Source organism: Mycobacterium sp. SP-6446 (genome assembly GCF_001954045.1).
GTDB lineage: Bacteria > Actinomycetota > Actinomycetes > Mycobacteriales > Mycobacteriaceae > Mycobacterium.
Map to the genome: position 1 here is coordinate 1 of NZ_MBEM01000053.1, position 1,157 is coordinate 1,157.

Consider the following 1,157-nt stretch of genomic DNA (forward strand, 5'->3'; position numbering starts at 1 on the left):
TTCATGGTGATGCAGGCCGCCCTGGCCGTGTTGCTGTCCAAACTCAGCGCCAGCCCCGATGTGGCGGTGGGATTCCCGATCGCGGGACGGCGCGACCCCGCGCTAGACGAACTGGTCGGCTTCTTCGTCAACACCCTGGCATTGCGCGTCGACCTGACCGGCGACCCCACCGTCGCCGAGGTGTTGGCCCAGGTGCGCCAGCGCAGCCTGGCCGCCTACGAACACCAGGACGTGCCCTTCGAGTTACTGGTGGAGCGGCTCAACCCCACCCGATCGCTGACCCATCACCCACTCGTCCAGGTGATGTTGGCCTGGCAGAACCTTGCCGGGCAGGACAACGGCCCGGCCGCCGCGCTGGCCCTGGGCGATCTGCAGGTCGCCCCGCTGCCGGTGGACACCCACACCGCCCGCATGGACCTGACGTTTTCGCTCGGTGAGCGCTGGACCGATGTGGGCGAGCCCGCCGGGATCGGCGGGCAGGTGGAATTTCGCACCGACGTGTTCGATGCCGCGAGCGTCGAGGTGTTCGTCGAGCGGTTGCAGCGCGTGCTGAACGCAATGGCCGCCGATCCCGCCCAGCGGTTGTCGTCGATGGAGCTGCTCGACGACGCCGAGTACGCCCGCCTGGACACGTGGGGCAACCAGGCGGTGCTGACCCGGGCGGCAACGCCCGAGCTGTCGATTCCGGCGTTGTTCGCCACCCAAGTGGCAAGCAACCCCGCGGCGGTGGCGTTGGTCTGCGGGCAGCGGTCGTGGACGTATCGCGAGCTGGACGAGGCGTCGAACCGGTTGGCGCACTTGCTTTCTGGCCACGGCGCGGGCCCCGGCCAATGTGTGGCGTTGCTGTTCAGCCGCTGCGCCGAGGCGATCATCGCGATGTTGGCGGTGCTGAAGACGGGGGCGGCGTACCTGCCGATCGATCCGGCGCACCCGCGGTCGCGGGTGGAGTTCATGCTCACCGACGCCACGCCGATCGCCGCGGTCACCACCGCGGGGCTGGCCGATCGGCTGGCCGGATGCGACCTGACGGTCATCGACGTCGACGACCCCGCGATAGCCGCCCAGCCCAGCGGCGCGTTACCCGCGCCGGTGGCCGACGACCTCGCCTACATCATCTTCACCTCCGGGACGACGGGTGTGCCCAAGGGCGTGGCCAT

Annotated in this window: 1 protein-coding gene; it reads left to right on the forward strand. The window is 69.7% G+C overall.

The window, feature by feature from the left end; translation table 11 throughout:
• A partial coding sequence (locus A5736_RS04105; RefSeq protein WP_139333122.1) for a condensation domain-containing protein occupies positions 1-1,157 on the forward strand: 1,157 nt, incomplete at both ends.